18 protein-coding genes are annotated in these 24504 nt (G+C 50.5%); 5 read left to right on the top strand and 13 right to left on the bottom strand.

Annotation, left to right across the window (positions count from 1 at the left end):
• The first annotated feature begins 226 nt into the window (after window positions 1–226).
• A complete protein-coding gene (locus RWJ96_RS02390; RefSeq protein WP_314018764.1) occupies window positions 227–1861 on the top strand; it encodes a malolactic enzyme in 1635 nt (544 codons plus the stop codon).
• Window positions 1862–1975: 114 nt separating this feature from the next.
• Here the strand turns inward: RWJ96_RS02390 and rihC are convergent, their stop codons facing one another.
• On the bottom strand, window positions 1976–2962 hold the full coding sequence (gene rihC, locus RWJ96_RS02385; RefSeq protein ID WP_314018762.1) for a ribonucleoside hydrolase RihC: 987 nt from the start codon (window positions 2960–2962) through the stop codon (window positions 1976–1978).
• Between the two features lie 81 nt (window positions 2963–3043).
• A complete protein-coding gene (locus RWJ96_RS02380; RefSeq protein WP_314018760.1) occupies window positions 3044–3964 on the bottom strand; it encodes a ribokinase in 921 nt (306 codons plus the stop codon).
• 518 nt (window positions 3965–4482) lie between these two features.
• On the opposite strand from RWJ96_RS02380, the gene mgtA reads away from it, so the two are divergent.
• The 3 genes from mgtA to RWJ96_RS02365 all read left to right on the top strand — a co-directional run bounded on the left by mgtA (window position 4483) and on the right by RWJ96_RS02365 (window position 9085).
• On the top strand, window positions 4483–7428 hold the full coding sequence (gene mgtA, locus RWJ96_RS02375; protein WP_314018758.1) for a magnesium-translocating P-type ATPase: 2946 nt from the start codon (window positions 4483–4485) through the stop codon (window positions 7426–7428).
• A gap of 22 nt (window positions 7429–7450) precedes the next feature.
• Entirely contained in the window at window positions 7451–8221 is a 771-nt protein-coding gene (locus RWJ96_RS02370) for a nitroreductase family protein (protein ID WP_314018756.1), read from the top strand.
• A gap of 156 nt (window positions 8222–8377) precedes the next feature.
• Window positions 8378–9085 (top strand): NAD(P)H-dependent oxidoreductase, encoded by a 708-nt coding sequence (locus tag RWJ96_RS02365; protein ID WP_314018755.1) that lies wholly within the window; start codon window positions 8378–8380, stop codon window positions 9083–9085.
• A gap of 653 nt (window positions 9086–9738) precedes the next feature.
• On the opposite strand, the gene RWJ96_RS02360 is transcribed toward RWJ96_RS02365, so the two are convergent.
• From RWJ96_RS02360 to RWJ96_RS02345, 4 genes are all read right to left on the bottom strand, one after another.
• Complete coding sequence (locus tag RWJ96_RS02360; protein WP_314018753.1) at window positions 9739–10794, bottom strand: MupG family TIM beta-alpha barrel fold protein; 1056 nt, start codon at window positions 10792–10794, stop codon at window positions 9739–9741.
• 143 nt (window positions 10795–10937) lie between these two features.
• Complete coding sequence (locus tag RWJ96_RS02355) at window positions 10938–12425, bottom strand: PTS transporter subunit EIIC (RefSeq protein ID WP_314018752.1); 1488 nt, start codon at window positions 12423–12425, stop codon at window positions 10938–10940.
• A 256-nt stretch (window positions 12426–12681) separates the two neighbouring features.
• On the bottom strand, window positions 12682–13572 hold the full coding sequence (gene murQ, locus RWJ96_RS02350) for an N-acetylmuramic acid 6-phosphate etherase (RefSeq protein WP_314018751.1): 891 nt from the start codon (window positions 13570–13572) through the stop codon (window positions 12682–12684).
• Between the two features lie 25 nt (window positions 13573–13597).
• Window positions 13598–14512, bottom strand: a complete 915-nt coding sequence (locus RWJ96_RS02345; protein WP_314018750.1) for a MurR/RpiR family transcriptional regulator — start codon at window positions 14510–14512, stop codon at window positions 13598–13600.
• A gap of 487 nt (window positions 14513–14999) precedes the next feature.
• Here RWJ96_RS02345 and pbp4b point away from each other — a divergent pair, with 487 nt between their 5' ends.
• Window positions 15000–16997 carry a penicillin binding protein PBP4B gene (gene pbp4b, locus RWJ96_RS02340; protein WP_314018748.1) on the top strand — a complete coding sequence of 666 codons (1998 nt, stop codon included), beginning with the start codon at window positions 15000–15002 and terminating at the stop codon, window positions 16995–16997.
• Between the two features lie 622 nt (window positions 16998–17619).
• Here pbp4b and RWJ96_RS02335 read toward each other — a convergent pair.
• The 7 genes from RWJ96_RS02335 to RWJ96_RS02305 all read right to left on the bottom strand — a co-directional run bounded on the left by RWJ96_RS02335 (window position 17620) and on the right by RWJ96_RS02305 (window position 24467).
• Window positions 17620–18168 carry an NADPH-dependent FMN reductase gene (locus RWJ96_RS02335; protein WP_314018747.1) on the bottom strand — a complete coding sequence of 183 codons (549 nt, stop codon included), beginning with the start codon at window positions 18166–18168 and terminating at the stop codon, window positions 17620–17622.
• A 100-nt stretch (window positions 18169–18268) separates the two neighbouring features.
• Window positions 18269–18838 carry a GAF domain-containing protein gene (locus RWJ96_RS02330; protein WP_314018746.1) on the bottom strand — a complete coding sequence of 190 codons (570 nt, stop codon included), beginning with the start codon at window positions 18836–18838 and terminating at the stop codon, window positions 18269–18271.
• Between the two features lie 2 nt (window positions 18839–18840).
• The gene (locus RWJ96_RS02325) at window positions 18841–19209 is read right to left on the bottom strand and encodes a VOC family protein (RefSeq protein WP_035427021.1); all 369 of its coding nucleotides are present in this window, start codon (window positions 19207–19209) and stop codon (window positions 18841–18843) included.
• A 117-nt stretch (window positions 19210–19326) separates the two neighbouring features.
• The gene (gene pepF / locus RWJ96_RS02320) at window positions 19327–21120 is read right to left on the bottom strand and encodes an oligoendopeptidase F (protein ID WP_314018743.1); all 1794 of its coding nucleotides are present in this window, start codon (window positions 21118–21120) and stop codon (window positions 19327–19329) included.
• 149 nt (window positions 21121–21269) lie between these two features.
• Window positions 21270–22715, bottom strand: coding sequence for a glycoside hydrolase family 1 protein (locus RWJ96_RS02315; RefSeq protein WP_314018741.1), 1446 nt, complete (start codon window positions 22713–22715; stop codon window positions 21270–21272).
• On the bottom strand, window positions 22716–23063 hold the full coding sequence (locus RWJ96_RS02310; protein ID WP_314018739.1) for a PTS lactose/cellobiose transporter subunit IIA: 348 nt from the start codon (window positions 23061–23063) through the stop codon (window positions 22716–22718).
• Window positions 23064–23150: 87 nt separating this feature from the next.
• On the bottom strand, window positions 23151–24467 hold the full coding sequence (locus RWJ96_RS02305; protein WP_314018737.1) for a PTS transporter subunit EIIC: 1317 nt from the start codon (window positions 24465–24467) through the stop codon (window positions 23151–23153).
• Between the last annotated feature and the right edge of the window lie 37 nt (window positions 24468–24504).

The following is a 24504-nucleotide window of genomic DNA, read 5'->3' as shown; positions in this document are numbered from 1 at the left end:
AACCGCAGTTGGCTGTGATTTGTACCGCCCCGGTACGGCTTTGTACCGCAATTTCTGACCCGTTTACCTTTGCCGAGAAGTAAATTCCTCAATTTCCCAAGAAAACATAACGTGAAATGATTATTGTTATTTCTGAAAAGCTACGAGAGCGCCATTAATGCCGCACGCTTAAACGCGCTACGCATCAGTCAATGTACCTGGGAATACAATGCACTTGGGAGTTGCTATGAAGACAGGTTTTGAACTACTGAATGATCCGTTTTTGAACAAGGGAACCGCTTTTACGCAGGAGGAGCGCCAGAAATATGGCCTGGTAGGCCTTCTTCCTCCTAACATCCAAACCATTGAGGAGCAGGCAGAGCAGGCATACGTACTCTTCCAACAGTACCCTGACCTCGAGACTAAGCGTCACTACCTGATGAGGCTTTTCTCCGAAAACCGTACGTTGTTCTATAACCTGTTCTCAAAGCATGTCGAAGAGTTCATGCCTATCGTCTACGATCCAACCATCGCACCTGACATTGAGCAGTACTCCCAGCGATACGTTGACTCGCAGTACGCATGCTTCCTGTCCGCCGATCGTCCTGAGGACCTTGAGACCTCGCTGAAGAACGCAGCCGCTGGTAGAGACATTGACCTGATTGTTGTTACCGACGCAGAAGCCATTTTGGGCATCGGCGACTGGGGTACTAACGGCGTTGAGATTTCCGTCGGTAAGCTCATGGTCTACACTGCCGCAGCTGGTGTTGACCCTAATCGCATTATGCCTATTGTTATTGATGCTGGTACCAACCGCCAGGAGTTGCTCGATGACCCACTGTACCTGGGCGAGCGCCACAAGCGCGTCGACGAGGACCGCTACAACGCCTTCATTGACAACTTTGTGACCACCGTCGAGAAGCTCTTCCCTAACCTCTACTTGCACTTCGAGGACTTCGGCCGCTCGCATGCTGCAGCAATCCTGGACCGATACAAGAACACCTACCCTGTCTTCAACGACGATGTCGAAGGCACCGGCATCGTCACCCTCGCAGGCATCCTCGGTGGCCTCAACATTTCTGGCGAGAAACTCGTCGACCAGGTATATCTCTGCTTTGGCGCAGGGACTGCTGGTTGCGGTATTGCTGAGCGTGTGCTGCAGGAGTTTGTGGACCAGGGAATGGATCGCGAGGAGGCTCGCAAGCGCTTCTACCTGGTAGATCGCCAGGGTCTGCTCTTCGACGATATGGACAACCTCACTCCACAGCAGAAGCCTTTTGCTCGTAAGCGTTCTGAGTTTGCAAACGCTGATGAGCTCACCAACCTGGCTGCCGTTGTAAAGACGGTCCACCCAACAATCATGGTTGGTACCTCTACCGTTCACGGTGCCTTCACCAAGGAGATTATCCGCGAAATGGCAGCTCATTGTGAGCGTCCAATGGTCTTCCCTCTATCCAACCCAACTAAGCTTGCGGAGGCAACCGCCCAAGACCTGCTGACCTGGACCGATGGTCGCGCGCTTGTAGCCTGCGGCGTTCCATCCGATGACGTGGAGCTTGGCGGCGTAACCTACCAGATTGGCCAGGCCAACAACGCTCTCATCTACCCTGGCCTTGGCTTGGGTGTTCTTGCATCAAAGGCTCGCCTGCTCACAGACCAGATGATTTCTCTGGCAGCTCACTCGCTTGGTGGAATCGTCGACACCACAAAGCCTGGAGCTGCAATTCTTCCTCCAGTCTCCAAGATTACCGAGTTCTCCGAGCGTATTGCTGTTGGCGTTGCAGAGGAAGCAATCAAGCAGGGCCTGAACCGCGAGCCAATTGCCAATGCAAAAGAAGCAGTTGACGCACTCAAGTGGTTCCCTGTCTACAAAGAGCTCTAATATCTGGCGTGGAATTTAGCGAGAAGGTCCATTTACCAGCACTTTTACGCACAACAAAACCTCTTCTCAATGGCGAGAAGAGGCTTTTTTCTTGTGAGTTTTGCGGAGGTTGCCTTAATCCAACAGCACGCCTTCAACTGCAAGGGCAGAGCCGTCGAGGACGTTGCACTTTTGGATCTGGTGAACAAACCAAGTACGGAATGCCTTTTGGTCGACGCCAACGCATACGGTTGCATTGGGTTTCTCGCCAAGGTATCCGGCCAGGTCAACAACGGTGCAGCCAGCGGTTAAGCCACCGGCGCACTCAACGTCCACAAACACATCCTTGGTCTCAAACATCTGAGGCGCCAGCAGGTAAGCTACAGCCGTTGGATCGTACATGCTGAAGCCCTCCTCCTGGTAGTGGACGCGATAGTTGAGCAGCAGCTTGACCAGCATGTCTCCACTCTTGCCGGAGTTCTGGATGTTCTTGATGTCCTCGGGCATCACGCGAGCAGCGTCGCCCACCTCAAGGCCAACCATGGCCACGTGAACGCCGGATGCAAAGACAATCTTTGCCGCCTCGGGATCAACGCCCACGTTGAACTCGGACATGACGCCAAGGTTTCCGCGGGTCAGGGCACCACCCATCATGACAATGCGGTCGATATGCTCCTTTACCTGTGGGTATGCTTTCAGCAGCAGCGCAATATTGGTCAGAGGACCAAGCGTCAACAGCGTAGTTTTCTCGCCAGCAGAAGCGCCTTCCATAATGACGCGACGCTGTGCCTCAAGTGCGGTTTCTTCAAGAAGACAGTCTGGCTGAATGCCATCGAACTCGTAACCCCTCATGCCCGAAGCGCCATGAACGTCACTTGCGTCCATCGGTTTTCTGAGCAGAGGTTCGGCAGCACCACGCGCAACAGGCACGTGCTGATTCCAGAATTTGAGCAGTTTAAGAGTGTTATTGGTGACGTTCTCGATGCCAACATTTCCGCTGACGGTAGTAATAAGCTTGATATCCAGCGCCTTTGCGGCCAGAGCAAATCCCAGCGCAATGGCGTCGTCGATGCCTGGATCGGTGTCAATGATGACGCGCGTCTTAGTTGAAAGCGTTGTCATAAGTCTCCTTTGTACGTTTGAGCTACGTGTGGACTGCGTTTGGGCTGCGAATTATGAAGCAACAATCACGGTAATTTTAACCTAAAACTCAACTACCTGATGATACGTTGGAATTGATTGCTGAGCGCCAACCTTAGTAGTAGCGAGCGCTGCGGCCTTCGCGGCTACGTCGAGCGCCTGCTTGATGTCGTGACCCTCCAGCTGCCCCGATGCCTGGAACGCGGCGAGTGTGCCCATGAACGTGTCTCCCGCGCAGGTAGTGTCCACGGTATCCACACGATAGCATTCCTGCTGGTAAACGCCGTGTGCGTCGGCAGCAATCGAACCCTTGGACCCCAGCGTCAACACCGCAGTTGCCACGCCGCTTTCAAGCACCTTTTGCACCGCAGCCTCGGGCTCTGCCAGCGGACTAATCTTGCCCTCGCCAAACAGGTCCGCAAACTCAATCTCGTTCAGGCAGAGCAAGTCCACGCTGGCGAGAAGACCGGTGGTCATGGTAGCTGATGGCGATGGGTTCACCATCGTATAGAGCCCCAGCTCATGCGCGTGCCTGATAAGCTCAAACGTGGTCGACAACTCGCACTCAAACTGCGTCAAGAACACGTCACCTGGCTCCGCAATGCGATCAAGCACCGCTTTCACGTCGTCGGCGGTGCGTGCGTGATTGGCTCCGTGGTCCAAAATAATACGGTTATCGCCGCCAACGCGCACGATCACAGCAACACCAGTGGAGACTCCAGACAGCTCATCTACCTGCTCTGCATTGACTCCGTAGCCAATAAGCGACTGCTTGAGATCTTGTCCGAACGAGTCGGCACCGACAGCACCAATCATGTGAACATCTGCACCCATTCGAGCTGCGGCAACAGCCTGATTAGCGCCTTTTCCACCTGGGCTGGTGACAAGATTTTTGCCGCCGATGGTCTCACCCTGCTGAGGCATCTTGTCTGCCTCGATGGAGACGTCCATGTTCAGGCTTCCAAATACAATCACTTTGCCCATGTGATGCTCCTTCTTAGCAAGAGTACCGCGCTCGACGTTGCCGCTCGACGTTCTTCTCGACAGTTCAACTGAAAAATGTCCTGTTTATAGGGTATATAGTAATAGCTTGACCAATCGCGTCAACCCAACTACTCTTAGAGATGTCTGAATAGACGTGACGTCCGTCCTTTACGGGATTCCGGCTTCACTGGACGTCCCCTGCAGAACTCCAATATAAGGAGGTGCTTTATATGCCTAGTCGAAGTAGCAGCTTACGTCTGACAGCAGATGCTGACCCTGTTCATTTATGTGTGACGGATATAAAGAAACCTCTTATTCAAAAGTTTTAATTTTTACTGTACCGCAAGCCTATAGGGATATAAATTTGCAGGTTTATAGAGCAATCCTGTAGATATATGAATCTATGTGCCCAGTTTCGGATCATCCGGTTTCAAGTCCCACACATAACAGAACGCTTTCAGTTTGCGTCATACACCAACCAGTTAGTCATTCGTTTCCACTAATCATCGGAGGTGCACATGGCAATCATGAAGCGCACAACCCAAACAAAGGCAGCCCAAACAAAGACAGCCCAAACCACTTCGGGAGAGCTTGGACAGTCCTTGACCTTTGCCGCAACTCACTCGGTAAAGAGCGTCTGTCGAAAGTTCCATACCACCCCGGACGGCCTTGCCCTTGATATTGCGCAGGCAAAATACGACCTCGACGGCCCAAACGTTATCACCAGCGCCGCCGAAGAGCCCTTCATCATCCGCTTGCTCAAAAGCTTTGCTAGCCCCTTCACCTTCATTTTGATTGCGCTCGCAGGTATTTCTTACGTCACTAACGTGGCCCTTGCCGCAGATGGCGAGAAGGACCCGTCAACCGTTGTCATCATCACCGCAATGGTGCTTATCTCCGGCATTATCGACTTTGTCCAGAGCTCCAAGGGAGCATCGGCAGCGGCCGCGCTCTCCAAGATGGTGACCTCAACCACAAGGGTTATCCGTCGTCCCATCGACTTTGACGACACGGGCGTCGACCAGGGCACCGACCAGGTCGCTGACCAAGGCTTCAACCAGGGATCGGATGCCACTGTAAATGCCGCCAAGGACTTCGAGGATGAATACGCCGCAGATGAAGCTGCCGATGAAGCCGAAGACACCGCCGACGAGCCCGAAGCTCCAGAAGAGCCAAAACTTGCTTCCGCGCTGGGAGAAGAAATACCCTTTGAACAGGTAGTTATTGGCGACATCATCCGCCTTGCCTCGGGAGACATGATTCCTGCAGACTGCCGCGTTCTGGACGCCAAGGACCTCTTTGTCAACGAAACCGCGCTCACCGGAGAATCAGAGCCTGTCGAGAAAACCGCTGGTGTAGTACACGCTCGCCGTCGTGCGGACGGAACGCGCTATCCCCTCTCGCTCTCTGAGTGCACAAATCTGCTGTTCGCGGGCACTACGGTTCAGTCAGGAAGCGCAACGGTAGTGGTAGTTGCAACCGGCAACAAATCCTACGTGGGCACTATGTCTGAGCTGCTCCAGCAGCCTGCTGGCGAGACCAGCTTTGATGAGGGTCTCAAGTCCGTCTCCAAGGTGCTTGTCTCGTTCATGCTGATCATGTGCCCCATCGTGTTCTTTGCAAACGGATTCCTCAAGGGTGACTGGTTTGACGCGCTGCTCTTCAGCGTCTCTGTTGCCGTTGGCATTACCCCTCAGATGCTGCCTGTTATTGTGACCACTTGCCTTTCTCGCGGTGGAACGCAAATGGCTAAGCAGGACGTTATTGTTAAGAATCCGGCCGCAATCCAAAACCTGGGCGCCATGGACATCCTGTGCACCGACAAAACTGGTACCATCACCGCTGATGAGGTTGTACTTGAGCGCCACCTCAACATTCTGGGTGAAGAGGATCCTCGCGTGCTCCGTCACGCATATCTGAACAGCTATTTCCAAACGGGACTTCGCAACCTCATTGACAATGCAATCATCAAGACTTCCAACGACGAACTGCCCACCAACCTGCTGAGCATTGAGTACGAGAAAATCGATGAGGTCCCGTTTGACTTTGAGCGTCGCCGCATGAGCGTTGTGGTCAGAAACACAAAAACTGACAAGACGCAGATGATCACCAAAGGCGCCGTCGAGGAAGTCCTGAACGCATGCTCCTTTGTTGACCTGGACTCTGAGATTAAGCCGCTGACTCCCGCCCAGCGCAAGAGCGTTATGGACCGCGTCTACCAGCTCAATCAGGAGGGTATGCGCGTGGTTGGCGTTGCTCAGAAGAGCGACCCTCGTGGCGTCGGCGAGTTTGGCGTAGACGATGAGCGCGACATGGTGCTTATTGGCTACCTGGCCTTCTTGGATCCACCAAAAGAGAGCGCTCGCGAGGCAATTGCCAAGCTCAACCAGAGAGGCGTGCAGGTCAAGGTACTTACCGGCGACAACGAAGGCGTTGCCGCGGCCGTCTGCAAAAAGGTGGGCATCCACGTCGACGAGCTTTTGCTTGGTAGCGACGTAGAGAATCTCAACGACGAGCAGCTCAAAGAGCGTGTCGAGAAGACCCAGCTCTTTGCAAAGCTTTCCCCTATGCAAAAGGCTCGTGTTGTCTCTGCACTCAGGTCCAACAACCACGTAGTCGGCTTCATGGGCGACGGCATTAACGACGCGGCCGCTATGCGCTCTTCCGACGTAGGAATCTCCGTCGATACTGCCGTTGACGTGGCAAAAGAGTCCGCAGACATCATCTTGCTGCAAAAAGATCTGCTGGTACTTGAGCACGGTGTCGAAGAAGGTCGCAGAACCTACGGCAACACCATCAAATACATCAAAGCAACCGCAAGCTCCAACTTTGGTAACGTGCTGTCCGTTTTGGTGGCCAGCTTTTTCCTGCCGTTCTTGCCTATGAGTGCCCTCCAACTGCTCCTTTTGGGACTCGCATACACCGTTACCTGCATCGCAATTCCGTGGGACAACGTTGACGATTCGTTCCTTTCAAGCCCTCGCTCTTGGGACGCTCATTCGATTACAAACTTTATGCTTTGGATTGGACCAGTCAGTTCAATCTTTGATGTACTGACCTTTGCGCTTATGTTCTTTGTGGTCTCCCCTGCGCTTGCTGGAGGAACCTGGGCAGAACTTACCGCAGCCGGAAATACCGCAGCTCAAGCGCTCTTTATTCTGTCTTTCCAGACAGGCTGGTTCATCGAATCCATGTGGACCCAGACCTTTGTTCTCCACGCGCTCAGAACCAACAAGATTCCGTTTGTTCAGAGCATGCCTTCTACCTCGCTGTTTGCTCTCACAACCGCAGGAATCATTGTGGTCAGCGCTCTTCCGTATCTGCCGATGTTTGCCCAGCCTTTGAGCCTTGTTGCTCTGCCTTTGTCATTCTTTGGGTGGTTAGTGGCTCTCATGAGCGGGTATATGGTTCTTATCACCATAATCAAGAGCCTCTACGTTAAGCGATTTGGCTCTTTGCTCTAACCTTGCTCCAGGAAGGACCACGATGGACGTAAAAGAAGCCATGGACCAGCGCATTTCCCTTCGCGCCTACGACCAAAAGCCTATTGAGCAAGAGAAACTTTCTCAGCTCCAGGAAGCCATTGACGTCGCAAATGCCCAGATGGCAGAGGTTGCACCCGATCACCCCGCAATCCTTACCATTGAAGGTCCTCACCTCGAGGATGGCACCTCCGTCCACATGAAGAACAGGTCTATTGTCGGTCCCATTTACCACTACGTAGCAGGTTATTGTGAAGACGCAATTGCCCGTGAACTCATCGGCTACTATGGCGAGAAGATTGTTCTTCTCGCCACCCAGCTGGGCATTGGTTCATGCTGGATTGCCGAGACCATGGACTGGAAGACCCTGGCTCGCGACGAGTACAACGGTCTTAAGCTGGGCATTATTATTTCTCTCGGATACGCTCCGGAGAAGATTCCGCTTAAGCAGGAGGGTATTCGCACCGCGATTCGCCTGCGTACTAAGAAGCCTGCGCAGATCATGACGGCAAACGGCGCTCCAACTGAGCCAGAGCAGATGCCCGAGTGGTTTAACCGCGGCATTGATGCGGTTTTGGCATGTCCAACCGCCATCAACAAGCTGCCAGTTGTATTTGACCTGACAGATGGAGTGGTAAGCGCATCTATGCCTAACCAGCGCCACCTCATCCAAGACTATGACCTGGGTATTTCCAAGCTGCATTTTGAGCTTGCTGCCGACCTTAAGGGTACGTGGGAGCTTGGACAGCCTGGTCGCTTTATTGTTTCTGAGTAGCGCTTCCGCGCGTAGCGCCTCCCAGCTCACAAACGTCATGTTCCCGAGCGGCGCATTCCTAGACGACACGCCCAGCTCACCGCACCTCCCAGCTCACCGCCGTCCAACAGCGTACCTCCAGCTCACCAGAGCACCACCAACAAGAAAGGACCACGTATGGCCTGTTCCGCACAACACGTTGCAAACAAAGTTCTCTCGTCCTACCAGTGGAGACTTGCAACTAAAAAGTACGACCCTACCAAGAACGTCTCTGACGAGGACCTTGAGGTAATCCTTGAGGCTGGTCGTTTGGCACCAAGCTCTTACGGTCTAGAGCCTTGGCGCTTCCTGGTTGTTAATCTGCGAGAGGATCAGGCCTCTGAGCAGTCACTTCGCCTTAAAGAGAAACTTTACGAGCCATGCTATGGTGCTCGCGCATCCCTTAACGGCGCTCACTACCTGGTTATTCTTCTTGCTCGCAAGAACGTCAATGCAGAGTCTGCTTACGTCAAGCACATGATGCACGACATCAAGCAGCTTCCTGCAGACTTTGAACCAACCTATGCGGCTGCTTTCAAAAACTTCCAGGAGAACATGTTTAACCTGGTAGGTAACGAACGCGCCACCTTTGACTGGGCTTGCAAGCAGACCTACATTGCGCTTTCGAACATGCTCACTATGGCCGCTATGATTGGTGTTGATAGCTGTCCAATCGAGGGCTTCAACCGCGAGGCTGTCGATAAGATTTTGGAAGAAGAGGGTCTTCTCGACGGCGGCCAGTACAACGACTTTGGCGTTTCCTGCATGCTTAGCCTGGGCTATCGTGATATGGATCCTGTCCAGAAGCGTCGCCAGCCAGCCGAGGATGTTATCGTCAGGTTGTAAAGGCTGTAAGTGTCATTACCTTTTAAGCTGCCTCCTATTTCCCGACACCGAGGAAATGGGAGGTAGTCTGTTTAGCAGGCAATTCTTTGTTGAGTGGGAAAGTCTTTGCTATTTAGGAAGCTTATTGTTCGTGCGAAACACGGTTGCACATAGTTTGGTCGCATGCCATTTTGGCGCCAACTGGCCTTTTTGGTGCGAAATGACTTTCTCTGATCCAAAAATGGCCCATTTCAGTGCGAAGTGGTAAAAAATGCGTTTAGTTGGGGTATACAGGATTGACAAACTTCTATGCAAGCGTTTTACCAGCTCTTTTAATTGGACGAATTTTTCATGTGCATTCACATTATTTCTGAACTGCTTAAACGTAAATGCCAAAATGATAAAATCAAAAATTTATTTCCAACTAAACGGGTTTTTTACCCAAAACAGTACCCTCTAAATGACATATCAATTTTTTGATTAGTTTTTGTGAATATTAGGCAGTCTTTATGCACGTCGAGGTGTCCTCGTGCACCTCGTGCACCTCGAGCGCCCGCGTGCGCCTCGTGCACCCCGTGCGACCAACGCGCTCTGGCGTGCCATACTTGACGCCGCGTAACCACGGCGCATATGGCACGCTCGCACGAGCAGCTCAACATGCAGAAAACGGCTAATTACCTGCGGATAAACACAAAGCCGCGGCCAGAGTGGATGTACGGCAAGAATGCTTGGTCTTCTTCGCAGATGTTTCCTGCAACGTTATCGCGAGCATCAAGCTCCAACAGGCCTCGAGCAATCGAAAGTTCCCCTGCATAGCGACCATATGCTTTACTGCTCACCAAAATGGCGCCAATAGCAACAGTTTCCCAGGTAGAAGGCTTCGCGTCGTACACTGGAGCATCTTTCCAGAGTCTGGACTCCTGTGAACGGATAATGTACGAGCTGGAATCAGGTCGATCGGTCTGCAAGCGATCATACAGATACTCAAAATCAGGTTTTAACTCGGCTTTTAGCTCGATGCAGTTTCGCTCAAGCTGGCCGATACGCTTCCACGTAGCCTCAGTAACATCTGGGTCGCCAATAAGGACCACGTCAGAGCCTGCATCGTAAAGCGCAAGCATTGCCTGAATAAGTGCATCACCAGAAAGCCCACGATGTTCCTCGACAGTTGGTAGTCCCTCGTAGAGAGGTCCGCGGAAAACCTCGCCAGGAACAAACGAGAAAATCTGGAATCCAAGCGCTGAAAGGCGTGCATTAATCTGCGCGACACGCTCAAGCGAAAGGCCCGTGTAGCTCTTGGGATAGTAATTGTGACAGGCGGCAAAGCGAGTAAAGTCGGCACCAGCAGCTCGCCACGCGAAGATGTCGTCCTTGGTGATGGTCGAGGCGTTAAAGACCACATGGAACTTGCGAGAAAGCTCAACGGTCTCTGCTGCGTCAAATCCAAAGTCAAGACGTACGTACGTAATGCCAAGCTCAGCAAGTTCGTCAAACTTCTGAACGCCAAGTTTGGTAAGAGTTGCAGGAGAAACGTCGGCAATGAGGTTGATCTCAGCCTTTTTGCACAGCTCCAAAAGTCGTCGAGCCTCAGTGCGATAATCAATCCCCTCTTCCTCGGGAATCTGTAGAGAAGTGAATGCATAGTGGCATCCGGCTGCCTGCGCTTTTGCCACAACCTCAGCATTAGCCTCGTATCCGCTGGCAAAATACAGTGAAATTCCGGTGCGCATAAATCCTCCAAGCAATTGCAAAACGCTTTCTAAAAGACGGGTTTCTCGTCAGTTGGTCAGCAAATCGTGTAGTCCGGCGAGAAAAAATCCCTCTTCCTAGGATACCTAAGAAGAGGGATAAACGTTTCTAAAACGTGTGGTTTTTACTCGCCGAAGACGTCGTTAATACGATCCTCGTCAACACCGAAGAACCACGTAAGTGCAAAGCCTGCAGCGTAAGCAAGAAGCATTGCAAGCAGGTAGAAGACCTGGTTACCAGGCTGGACAATCAGCAGACCAAAGAGGCCGGAGACGCCCTGGGAAACGGTACCAAGGTGGAAGAGGTACGCAACAACGGAGCCAATACCGGAGCCAAGGCATGCGGTGATGAATGGCTTACCAAGAGGCAGGGTAACTGCGTACATCAGAGGCTCGCCAATGCCGAGCATACCAACTGGGATGGACTCGGTGAGGTACTTCTTGACGCGCTTGTTCTTGGTCTTGAAGAGGATTGCAAGACCAGCACCAACCTGGCCGCCGCCTGCCATCATCAGGAGAGGAAGCAGGTAGTTGATGCCCTGAGTTGGGCCCTCTGGGTTGTTAAGCATAACGTGGATTGGGGTAAGTGCCTGGTGAAGACCAACGGAAACCAATGGCAGGAAGGTAGAACCAAGCAGATAAGCACCAAAGACGCCAAGCTTGTCATAGAAGAACTGAAGGACAAAGAAGATTGCCTGAGTGAGCCATGCGCCTGCAGGCTGAAGAATCAGGACAGAACCAATAACACCGATAATAACGGTGCAAAGTGGAGTCAGGAAGGTGTCAAGAACGCTTGGCATAACCTTGTGCAGGTTCTTCTCCAGGAATGCGAAGAAGATTGCGCAGATGATTGCACCAATCATGCCGCCTGCTGCTGCGTTGAACAGGTCAGAGGAAGCGACGATAAATGCGCCCTCCTTGAAAGCAACAGTTGGGAGGCTGAATGGAAGGTGAACCAAACGAGTTGCAACGCCATCAACAGTCTTGGAAGCGAGAAGAGGCATACCAGCGTTAGCAATGGAGAGTGCACCAGCCATAGCACCAAGAACGCGAGAACCACCAAACTCCTTGGCAGCGTTCTCGCCAGCGAGAATTGGCAGGTAAGCAAAAAGTGCCCAGCCCATGGTCCAGATAGCTGCGAACCACCACTCGTTAGCAAAAGCCTTACCAGTGGAGAAGTTGATAACGTTGATGATACCGTTGATCAGACCTGCAGAAATGATGCCAGGAAGCAGTGGAACAAAGATGTTTGCAATCTTCTTGAGGAAGCGCTGAACAGGCTTGTTCTCGTACTTAGCCTTCTGAGCTGCCTTGTTGTCCTTAGCTGCGGAAACAACGTCGTCCTCAGATGCATCGCCAGCAGCTACGCCGGTGAGCTTGGAGAACTCAACAATAACCTTGTTGACAACGCCAGGACCAAGAACAACCTCAAGGTACTCTGCATCCTCGACCAGGCCCATGACACCGTCGATAGCCTTGATGGCCTCGGAGTCAACCTTTGAAGGATCTGCGGTCTTAATGCGGAGCCTGGTCATGCAGACCATGTTGCTCTGAACATTTTCTTTGCCACCGACGGCAGCAAGAATCTGTTCTGAAAGCTTGGTGTAATCCATACTTTCCTTCTTTCTCTCGTTGCGATGTTGCAACAAATACCTATCAAGAATACATAAAAAATGAACTTATCGGTACAACAATCCATACCTGTGGTTCATTGTTTCATGTTTTGACCTAATTTGAGCGCCCTGTTACTGCAGGTAAACTGAGCGTTTTTCAAAACTTGCCGACCACTTGCGCGTCGTGCTGATACCACTGACCGATGTAACTGAAACAAAATGCTTACGCGTGTGTCATTTGTTACAACTGCGATTACTACAGTGCACCTCTGACATGGCCATGGGCTGCCTCAAGCTTAGCTTTTGCCTCTTCAACAGGCATCTGAGTCAGCAGCATGACAATAGCAAGCTTTGCATTACCATCAGCCTGCTCAAGAGCCTGAGCTGCCTCTTCACGGGTGCAACCAGTTGCTGCCATGGTGATGTTCTGCGCGCGAACTACCAGTTTCTTATTGGTCTGCTGCACGTCAACCATGAGGTTTTGATACGCCTTGCCCACACCAACCATAGAACCGGTAGAAATCATGTTCAGAATCATCTTCTGAGCGGTACCGGACTTAAGACGCGTGGAGCCTGTGAGCACCTCAGGTCCACAAGAAGGCTCAATGGCAAGCTCTGCCTCTTTGCCCACTTCAGAACCCTTATTGCAGGCAATAGCAACGGTCTTGCAGCCCAAAGAACGAGCGTAGCGCAGTCCACCAATAACGTAAGGAGTACGACCACTAGCTGCAATTCCAATAGCAATGTCGTTCTTGTTCAGGCCAATCTTCTTGAACTCCTCTTCGCAAAGCTCAAGAGAGTCCTCTGCGCCCTCAACTGCGCGTACAAAGGCCTTCTCGCCACCGGCGATAAGACCAACAACCACGTCGGGAGAAACACCAAAGGTAGGCGGACACTCAACCGCGTCCAAAACGCCCAGGCGACCAGAAGTTCCTGCACCAAAGTAGACGATTCTGCCGCCAGCCTCAAGCGAGGAAACTGCCCACTCAATAGCCTGAGCTACCTGCGGAAGTACCTCTTTTACGCCGGCTACTACGTTGAGATCTTCCTGGTTCATAACGCTGACCAGCTCAAGCGGGGTCATCTGATCCAGGTCCATGGTGTTGGGGTTTCTAGTCTCGGTGACAAGCTTTGTTAAATCAATCACGTTTTCACCTTCTGTGTTGTGATTTTTACGCAATTACGTCGTTGGCTATACCAGGCAAATCTTGATCAGATGACAACGTGGCTACACGCTCAGCCGAATCCAGCTTGCCAATATAGTTTGTCGAGAAACGCTTAACGCTCTTCTCGTAATTTCTATTTACATAGGCTGCAAAGAGCGCATCTACAACGTTGAGCTGGGCAATTCTTGAAGACATGGCGCCGCTTCTCATAATGTGCTCAGTCTCTGCAACGCCCAAAACAAAGTCGGAGCGGTGGATGAGCTCTGAATCAATGCCGCCTCGGGTGATGGAAACCACCTTGGCACCATTTGCTTTTGCAATCCAGGCACACTCAATGGCTTCTCGCGTAAGGCCAGAGTAGCTGATGACAATTGCAAGATCTTCTCGCCCCATGTTTTTGGCGTAAAGCATCTGAGAGTGGTAATCGTCACTCAAATTGCAGTTGATGTTGAGACGCATAAGCTTGAGCTGCAAATCTCTTGCAACCAGCAGCGAAGCTCCCATGCCAAAGAGGCAGATGGAATGGGCCTGCATCATGAGTGAAACAACTGAGTCAACAACCTGAGCGTCAAGCAATTGCCTGGTAAGCTCCAGCGAAGAAATGTTCTTTGCGGTAACTTTTTCGATGATCACATCAGTGGTGTCACCTGCGATAACGCCGCCGACAGCAATATCGTTGCTTTTGTTGCTGACTGCCAGCTCGTAAATAAGCGCCTGCTGGAACTCTTTATAGCCACCGCAGCCAAGCTTTTTGCAAAGCCTGACAACCGTTGACGCAGACGTATACGTTTGAGCTGCTAGTTTATGGATTGACTGACCAACTGCTGCCTCTGGATCAGACAGAATATAGTCGACAATATCACGTTCAGCTGAACTAGCATTCTTGCGATACTCTTCCAGACGAAGACGAACACCTCTCACGCAATCACCTCCGGTCGTCCGGTTGACTAAAACGTTTGACTATATTGTTTCACGTTGCCATAAAAATTTCATCTGTAAAGTAGGCAGTGCCGTAAACGGTAGTATTGCGTGCGCAAGTGTAAGCGCGCTCCACGTGCGTTGTATGCGCGATTGCTCATGTTTTCCCAGCATAATGCGGGGACAATTGTCGCAAAAACTGAGCCTTGATTTAGGTACGTTACTATCACTTCATAAAAACTTTTACTATCGAGTAGACATTTGACCACGTAAAACCTGATTAAAATATTTCATCTTTGCCTAAAAAATTCAAATTTAGATACCATTGACAGCTTTTTTGATACCACTCGCAGTACGTTAACGTACCCATTATTTCATCTTGGACAAACTAGCTGCAATTTTGATGAAACGCACGTCATCATAAGCGCAAATTATCTCAGCCAATTGAGATAGCAGGTGTTTCACCTAAGGCAAAACCGAAGGAGACGATATGCGCACCAACGAAGATTTGCACCAGAATCAAAACGCTCACTCTGAGTACTCATCTAACGCAGGCTCCCCTGCTGGACAGACCAGAAGGCAATTTCTGAGCAGAAGTGCTCTTGGTCTAGCCGCTCTAGCAGGTCTTGGCCTTACCGCCTGCCAGACAAAGGGTGGCGCAACTGCTGCTAAGGGAACCGCAAAGAAGGTTGACTCTGTAGACGGAACCTTCCAGTACGAGAAGGTCTTCCCTGTTCTTAACGACAACGAGGCCTTTGACGACTCTCTTGTTACCAACCAGCTCAACAGCTTTGTTTGCTTTGCTGGTCAGGGCACCGTCTATGTAAAGAGCTCCGAGCCTCAGAGCTTTGCACTCTTTGTAAACGGTCACCAGGTTCCAACCGATAAGCTTGACGGCTCCTCCTGGAACCAGATTGATATCTCTGACGTAACCGTCAACGGCGATAACCGCCTGCAGGTCAGCACTGTTAAAGAGACTCAGGCAACCTTTGAGGTCAAGATTGGCTACCCAACCCTTATTGACGGCACCAAGGACTACGCCGACAACGACAACTTTAAGCTGATTGACCAGATTATCAACGCAGAGATTGCTAACGGCTTTACCTCTGCTCAGCTAGTAGTTACCAGGTACGGCAAGATTATCAAGAAAACCAACTACGGTAACGTCAATTCTTACAACAAGGACGGCTCTCGCATCAAAGACGGCAATGCTGTTGACGACAACACCCTCTATGACCTGGCCTCTAACACAAAGATGTATGCCACTAACCTGGCAATTGAGAAGCTGGTTACCGACGGTCAGCTGGACGTTTCCAAGAAGGTTCAGGAATACATTCCAGACTTCAAGGACCAGGAGGGCGATAAGATCCTGGGCAAGAATGACCTTACCGTTCGTGAGATTCTTGAGCACCAGGCTGGATTCCCACCAGATCCTCAGTACCACAACCGCAACTACAACCCAGAGAAGCCTGACGATCCTCAGCCAAACGCTAACCAGAAGCTGTACTCTCAGAATCGCGACGAGATTCTGCAGAAGATCATCGAGACTCCTCTGCAATACGTCCCAGGTACCAAGACTGCCTATTCCGACGTAGACTACATGCTCCTTGGTTTTATCATCGAGAAGATCACCAACAAGCGTCTTGACCAGTACGTTAAAGAAGCTCTTTACGAGCCACTGGGTCTCAAGAACGTCACATTTAACCCACTGGATAACGGCTTCAAGGCTGACGGAATCGCAGCTACCGAGCTTAACGGAAACACTCGCGACGGCCTGATTACCTTTGACAACATGCGTACCGATACCATTCAGGGTACGGTCCATGACGAGAAGGCCTACTACGCCATGGGTGGCATCTCTGGTCACGCTGGTCTGTTTGCCAACGCTTCTGACCTGGCTGTTCTTGTCCAGACCGTTATGAACCGTGGTGGCTACGGCAACACCATGCTCTTCAGCGAGGACGTTCACGACCAGTTCATCAAGCCAAAGGACACCAGCGTCACCTACGGCCTGGGCTGGAGGCGTAAGGGTCACATTGGCTACCAGTGGGCCTTCTCGCCAATTGCAAATGCTGCAACCGTTGGCCACACCGGCTGGACTGGCACGCTTACTGTCATCGATGTCTACAACAACACCAGCTTGGTGCTGCTCACTAACACTAAGAACTCGCCTGTCATCGACAACAAGGTCAACCCTAACGACTTTGTGGGCAACCACTTCCTGACCGGCGGCTACGGTGTTGTTTCTACGCTGGCATTTGATGGCCTCGACGACGCAAACGCCGAGGGCAATAACGCCAAGCTCATGGACATGGTTATTGCCAAGTACAAGCTCATTCAGGCCGAGGCAGATTATCAGACTGACCCCGATAAGGCTTCCCTGAAGGCACTGCTTGAGGTCTGCGACCAGAGGAAAGATTCCAAGGTTATTAAGGACTTCCAGGCAAGTGACCTGTACAAGACCATCTCGCAGTTTGTAGGCAAGTAGCACGCGGAAACCGCTTACCAGCAGAGGCTTCGCTCAACGGTGAGAAGTGATTCCTTACGTAAAGCTCGTGTAAACAAGCTGCAAAGCGGGAATAAACGCAGTACGCGAACAAGGTACGATACACATCTTGTCTAGCAACGGCCCTCTCCTCCGTCTAGACACACCAAAGCCCGGATGCTATTGCGCGGCATCCGGGCTCTTTTTTGTGAGTGCGCACGCGTGCGCTGGACTTACGAGTGCGCGGGTTTCTCGGCAGGCGCGCCGCGAGCCTGAAAAGTGCATGAAGTCTGAGTAAATTTGCTCAGACGTAGCGAGAAAACCCGGCAAAACCACTCAGACATGACTTGCTTTTCCGGCAAATTACTCAGACTTGGCTGAATAATCAGGCTCCCTGAAGGAAGTTCCCTGTGCGTTTTAAGACCTAACTGAAGCTTGTTTGAAACGCGCCTGAAAAGTAAAAAGAATCTGTATTTGAGATACAGATTCTTTGATGAAATCAGGCAAATCCACAGTTTCTTTTGCGTTTTTAGGCAAAAGTTACAGATTCTTTGCAGAAATCAGGCTCGCCATGCAATCGCGCGCATTGCGGTCACGAACTTGCGGGCCGTTCGCTAGGCGCAACTTACAGTGCGGCGAGAAAATCCTCTGCTTGCTGGGCAATTGCCTCGTGAACCTCGGGCTCTGGCTCCCAAGTTCCCTCAGTCCAAGCGGTAACAGGAAGCGAGAAGCCATTGAACGGCTCAACCGGCTTGGTGCGCAGGGCCAGGAACTGCTGCTTTACCACGGTGAGCGATCCTGCAGTCTTGTTTCGGCCGCCGACGCCGCTTGCAGTAACAACCTTGCCAGCAATGGCGGTCTCGGACTTCTTCTCGTAATCGGAAGTGAGCGGACGGCTCAGCCAATCCAGGATATTCTTGACAGTGCCGGGAATGCTGTAGTTGTACTCCGGAGTAAAGAGCCATACGCCATCGGCGGCCATAACCGCGTCCCTGGCTTTTTGGACACCTTCAGGAGCTGGGAATTCTTCGTCCTGGTTAAGCAGAGGAACGTCCAAAACGTCAACGACCTCAATCTCTGCCTTGCCCTCGAGTGCCTTTGCCGCAACCTGACTCAATGTTTTGTTAAACGAGTTCTTTCGGCCAGAACCGATGATAAATACAATTTTCTTCATAAGCAGACCTCTCCGCGAATGCTGTGTAAATAAAAATCATGCACGAGCAAACCTGCCCGTACATGATTTGTGTACCCAAATGTTAGCTCTGTAGTCGTATTTAACAGAAGTCCGAGAAATTCACACAGCTCTCAAGCGCTTTTACCACCTGCTCAAGACCGGTGAGATCTTCCTGGGTGAACCTTGCCACGCTCGGACTATCAATATCCAGCACGCCAACTACCTGGTTATCCTTGACGATAGGAACGACCACCTCAGAGTTTGATGCAGAGTCACATGCAATATGTCCCGGGAACTGATGCACGTCCTCTACCAGCTGACTTATCTTTGTTTCCGCAGCCGTGCCACACACTCCCCGACCAAAGGGAATGCGCACGCAAGCAACTTTGCCCTGGAACGGCCCCAGGCGCAGCTCGGGAGTGTGCGGCTCATGGGCGCTCGGGGCCGCGTCCGGTTCCACGCCCGAACCCGCGTCCAGCTCCACACCCGGGGCCGCGTCCAGCTCAACACCTGTCACCGTCACGGGATCTACCAGGTAGAACCCCACCCAGTTGATGTCGTCGAGAGCGTCCCACAGAAGGGCGGCAGCGTTGGACAACACCGGCAGCCAGTGAGCGTCAACCTCGGCAAGCGAGACAATCTGTTTTGCAAGTAAACCGTAATCCGTCATGCTTACTTCTCTGGCAAAATCTCAATCCAGCAGCCATCAGGGTCTGCGATAAAGTAGAGACCCATCTTTGGGTTCTCTTTAACAATACAGCCCATCTCCTCGTGAAGTGCGTGGAACGCATCAAAATCGTCAACGCGGAACGCAATGTGAGTGTCTTTTCCGCCGTTATCATAGGGGTCTACCCAACCGCGGTTCCACGTGAGCTCCAGCTCAAAAGGAGACCAGTCGTTTACCAAAAACGTGTTAGTCCAAGAGCCGTCCTCTGGTCCCTTAACGCGGTCAACACGGAATCCCAGAGCCTTCTTGTAGAACTCGACGGTTTTCTCGTTATCCAAAACGTGGGTGCAGCGGTGAACAAAACGTGCCTGCATAAATCCTCCTTTGATATCGAGAAACCCCGCTACTAGACGGGGTTTCTCGCCATATGAACTACGTGCTGGTTGAGAGCTTACCAGCTAGAGACGCACAGTTGTACGCCTAACTCGCGCCTAGTTGAGCTCCTGCTCAAGCTGATCGACAAGCTCGCCGAAGTACTTGAGCGCAGCGTTAACGGGGTCTGGAGTGGCCATGTCAACGCCAGCGCCGCGGAGCAGCTCGATTGGAGTCTTGGAGCAACCGCCGGACAGGTAGCCAATGTAGTCCTTGACCGCAGGCTCACCCTCAGAAAGGATGCGCTGCGACAGGGCAATAGCTGCCGAGAAACCAATGCAGTACTGGTAGACGTAGAAGTTGTAGTAGAAGTGAGGGATGCGCGACCACTCTAGCTTGATCTCTTCGTCCAGCTCAATGCCAGGTCCAAAGTACTCGGCGCAGAGTTTGCCGTAGCGCTCAGAGAGAACCTCGGCGTTCAGAGCCACACCGTCAGCGTTCATCTGGCTAATGTCGCGCTCAAATTCGGCAAACATGCACTGGCGATAGATGGTGCCACGGAAGCCCTCAAGGAAGTGGTTGAGGATGTACGCGTGGCGAGCAGGATCAGTCTCGTGCTCAAGCAGGTAGTGCGAGAGCAGCGCCTCGTTGCAGGTAGATGCAACCTCTGCAACAAAGATGGAGTAGTCAGAGTAGGTAATCTCCTGGTTGTGGGACGAGAAATACGTGTGCAGGGAGTGGCCCATCTCGTGAATAAGGGTGTAGACGTCATCGAGGCCGCCCTGGAAGTTGAGGAGCATGACAGGGTTCATACCCTTGCCACCTGCGGAATAAGCACCGGAGCGCTTGCCTGGGGTTTCGTACACGTCAACCCAACGGCTCTCCAAGCCCTTCTTGACCAGGCCGACGTACTCCTCGCCCATAGGTGCCAGCGCCTTAACGATAAGGTCGCAAGCCTCCTCGTAGGTGAACTTCATGTCAACATCGTCAACAAGAGGAGTGTAGACGTCCCAGAAGTGTAGCTTGTCCAGACCCATGACGCGCTTGCGCAGGTCAACGTACTTGTAGAACGCTGGGAAATTCTGGTGAACGGCGTTAATCAGGTTGTTGTAAACCTCAACCGGAATCTCGTTCTCTGCAAGAGCGGCCTCAAGGGAGCTTGCATATTTTCTAGATGACGAGAAGAACTGCAGGTTCTTGACCTGGCTGGTCAGAATTGCAGCGGAGGTGTTACGGAACTCGCCAAAGCGGCTGTAGAGCTGCTTGAATGCAGACTCGCGTAGGACGCGGTCAGCATCCATCAGCAGAGGAACAAATGAACCGCTGGTCAGCTTATGGGTCTTACCCTCAGAATCAACAGCGTCATCGAAGGTAAGGTCCGCGTCATCAAACATGGAGAAGATATTGGTTGGCTGAACAGCAAGCTCTTCAGCACGTGCCAGCAGCGCTTCCTCCTCAGCAGAAAGGGTGTGCTCGCGCTGGTTCAAGATCTTGTTGAGCTTACGACGATAAAACTCAAGAGCTGGAACCTCTGCATAGAACTTCTCGACAGATTCAGCTGGAATAGCCAGAAGCTCTGCGGCAAACCAAGAAGTTGCCTCGCCAACCTGCGTATATGCGCTGGTAGCGTTTGCAACGTATGCCTGATACTTAGCCACGCGAGTATCTTCGTCGCTCTTGCGCTCTGCGTAGTTGATAATCTTGTAGAGCAGAAGAGTCATCTGGTCCTCAAGCTGCAGGAACTCCAGAAGAGCCTGAGCAGAGGTAGAAATCTTGCCCTTGAACGCAAGCAGCTTTGGACAGTAAGCCTTGAGATCCTCGAGCCCAGCCTCAAATGCCTCATCGCTGGGGAACATTGAGGACAGGTCCCACTTATATTTGCTGTCAATTTCTTCGCGAGACTCGTATGCCATGAGCCTTCCTTTCTTGACTGGGTCAGTATTCACTGATATTTAGTGTCCCACATACACGCTGATTTCATGCTGATAACAAGAAAAAATGAACCCATTTGATACAAATCATCAAACGGGCTCATCGATTTCAAAAATAAATTAAAACTACCTTACAGTTCTTCTCCGTTGGTTTTAATTACCTGCTGATACCAAGAGAAACTATCCTTCTTAATGCGACGACCTGTTCCGTTTCCGAGGTCATCCTGATCAACATAGATGAAGCCGTACCTCTTACTCATCTCCGAAGAAGAGCAGCTCACAATATCCATTGGCGCCCATGCATAATAGCCGCGCAAATCTACACCATCACTAAGTGCTTCAAGCATCTGTTCAACATGTGCTCTGAAATATTCAACGCGATACGGATCGTGGATTGTTCCATCATCCTCAAGCTTGTCAAAAGCACCAATACCATTTTCTGTGATGTAAATTGGACACTGATAGCGGTCGTAGAAAACATTAAGGGTGTAACGCAGTCCAAGAGGATCAATAGACCAGCCCCAAGGGTTTGCAGGAAGATTAGGATTAGAGAAATCTTTATTTCCATCCGCAAAGCTCTGAGCACTACAAACGCTTGAATAGTAATACGAGAAACTCATGAAGTCTGCGGTATTTGTTAAATCTTCAAGGTCATTCTCACCAAAGTGAATGTCAAAACCATTCTCTTCAAAGAAGCGCAAAGCATATCCTGGATACTGACCTCTGAGCAATACATCAGAGTAATAGAACTCCATCTGATTATGTCTGTAGCAGGCAAGAACGTCCTCAGGATTACTTGACGATGGATAATCGGGTCCACCGCACAGCATCATACCTATCTGGAGCTCGGGATAATTTTCATGAGCATAACGAGTGGCACGAGCACAAGCTACCATCTCGTTGTGAACTCCCTGGTATTTAGCTTCTGCAAGGTTATCTACCTTATCAGCACAAATTCCAAGGTGGTTGAAAGACTCGACTGACACAAGATTAATTTGGTTGATAAGAATCCACAGCTTAACTCGATCGTGATAACGGTCAAATAAAACTTTGCAGTAGCGTTCAAAAAGATTAATCAGTTCGCGAGAAGCCCAACCCTTGTAGTTAAGCGTTAGTGCAACTGGCATTTCATAATGAGAACAGGTAATCATAGGCTCCATGCCGTTAGCAATAACTGCATCAATAAGCCTGTCATAAAAAGCTAATCCTTCTTCTGAAGGCTCAGCGTCATCCCCATTAGGAAAAATACGTGACCAATTAATTGAAGTTCGGAACGTCTTCAAACCAAGCTCTGCAAGAAGCTCTAAATCTTCCTCAAAGTTGTGATAGAAATCAATGCCCCAACGTTTAGGAAAAATCCTATCAGTTGCTTCAAGGGCTGCAGTAACTTTCTGAGTAGTCTCTTCTCCATTGTATTTCTCGTCAAGCGGAACATTTGACTTGTACTCATTAAGATCACTTACGCAAGGACCCTTACCACCTTCTTGCCAAGCACCTTCCATCTGATTAGCTGCAAAAGCACCGCCCCAAAGAAAATCCTTTGGAAAACCATGTCTTACCTGAGGCTTTGCTTCCATTTAGTGCTCCTCCAACTTCTTAATCCTGTCATCAAAAAACTTAAAAACTTGGATAAGCTGTTTAGCGGTAATGATCTCAGAATAAATGACCATGAGCGTGTCCTGAGCGTGTGAGAACAGAAGGCTGTACTCTTGCTTTTCTCCTTGAAAAACACCTTGAATGTGATCAGTCTGAACATGATGAGCTTCAAGAATCTTTGCGTCTGCAGCAGCAATTTTTTCTTCTGCAAGCGCAATATCGCCAGAAGCAATTGCCTCGTAAGCTAATTTGCATTCATTACGAGCTTCACCGGCAGCAATAAGGATGGTCATGGCATCCTGGGTGGTCTTATCAATTTCTTCTTCCATAAGAAATTCTCCTCTAGACTCTAAACGGCGTTTGAGATTTCCTGAGGCCACAATTCAATTCATAGCCTCAGGTGTAAATTTTTAAATTTAGAACGACCAATCATCGTCTGAATCGGACTCAGTTTCTGCGGTCTCAGCATCAACAAGCTGCTTATCGTATGTTTTAAAGAATGGCATCCAAATAAGACCAGATATCACAAAGATAATAAGCATCAGGACAATACTGCCTACTGTTCCGCAGGTAAGGAATGTGGCGATTGGGAATGGACAATACCACATGTTAAAGAGCATCGAAGGAATAGCACCTAGTGGGATTACCTTAGTAAATACGTATGCAACAAGTGGTACAACAATGCCTTGAAGCCACATTGGAATCATCATGATTGGATTCCACGCAACTACACCAAATACACAAGGCTCGTTAATGTTGAAAATCGCAGGTACGAGGCAAGCACGACCAAGTGCTTTTAGCTGGTTTGATTTAGCAGAGAATGCCATCAGAAGGACAAGAGATAACGTGCAGCCAATGCCGCCAATCCAGAGATATCCAGAGTACACAAAAGCATCGGTAAAGACTGCAAGATTTGATGCTGTTGCACTACCAGCAGCTGCAAGAGCACCATTTGCCTCGGCGTTTGCAAGAAGAATTGGAGTAAATACTGGTGTTAAAACCCAGGTAGAAATACCCATAGAATACAGGAAACAGAAAAGGAACATTGCAATTACAAGACCAACAGGTGAGTTGACAATGCTCTGAAGAGGCATAAAGCAGCTAACAACCAGCTGATATAGATTAAGATTCAAAAACTTTGGATCGGTAAGAATCCAACCAAAAACTGTTACGATGCCAATAGGAAGCATTGAGTTAAACCAGTCTTTTACAAAATCAGGAATTACAGAGTCCTCCTTAAAAAATGAAAAGTTAGCAAACTTATTTAGAACTGCTGCAGACACAAGACCAGCAACAATTGCTAAAAACATTCCGCCAGCACCAAAGCCGCCAATATTAGAAATACGGAACCACGTAGATTCTCCTGCTGCAATCATAGCTGCTTGATCGGCTACAAATTGTGGATTCAGAGAGATCAAGAACAGAATGACGCCAGCAATGCCTGCATTAAGTGCAGAGCGCTTGTGATCCTTAAGCATTAATAGGTTGTAAGGAATCAAAAATGCAACAATCAAGCCAACAATACCAAACGTCCATCCGTAAGGTGTCCAGAAGTTTGGCCACCACTCAAAATAATTCTGAGGAATTGTAAGTAAACTAAAAATTGAACCTAAGAAGATAAGAGGAAGTGCCTGCATTACAGAATTTTTAATTGTAAGAATCCAAGGATTCTGAACAATCTTGTTCATTTTTGGCGAGAAGCTCGTCTGAAGCCAGTCAATGAGCTTATTCATAGTTGTAGCCTCCTTAGCGGCATGTTACCAACAAATC

Origin of the sequence: Lancefieldella parvula (genome assembly GCF_963547875.1) — a bacterium.
Taxonomy (GTDB): Bacteria; Actinomycetota; Coriobacteriia; order Coriobacteriales; family Atopobiaceae; genus Lancefieldella; species Lancefieldella parvula_D.
Note: the sequence above shows the minus strand (reverse complement) of the source record. Positions and strands in the feature narration are given on the sequence as shown.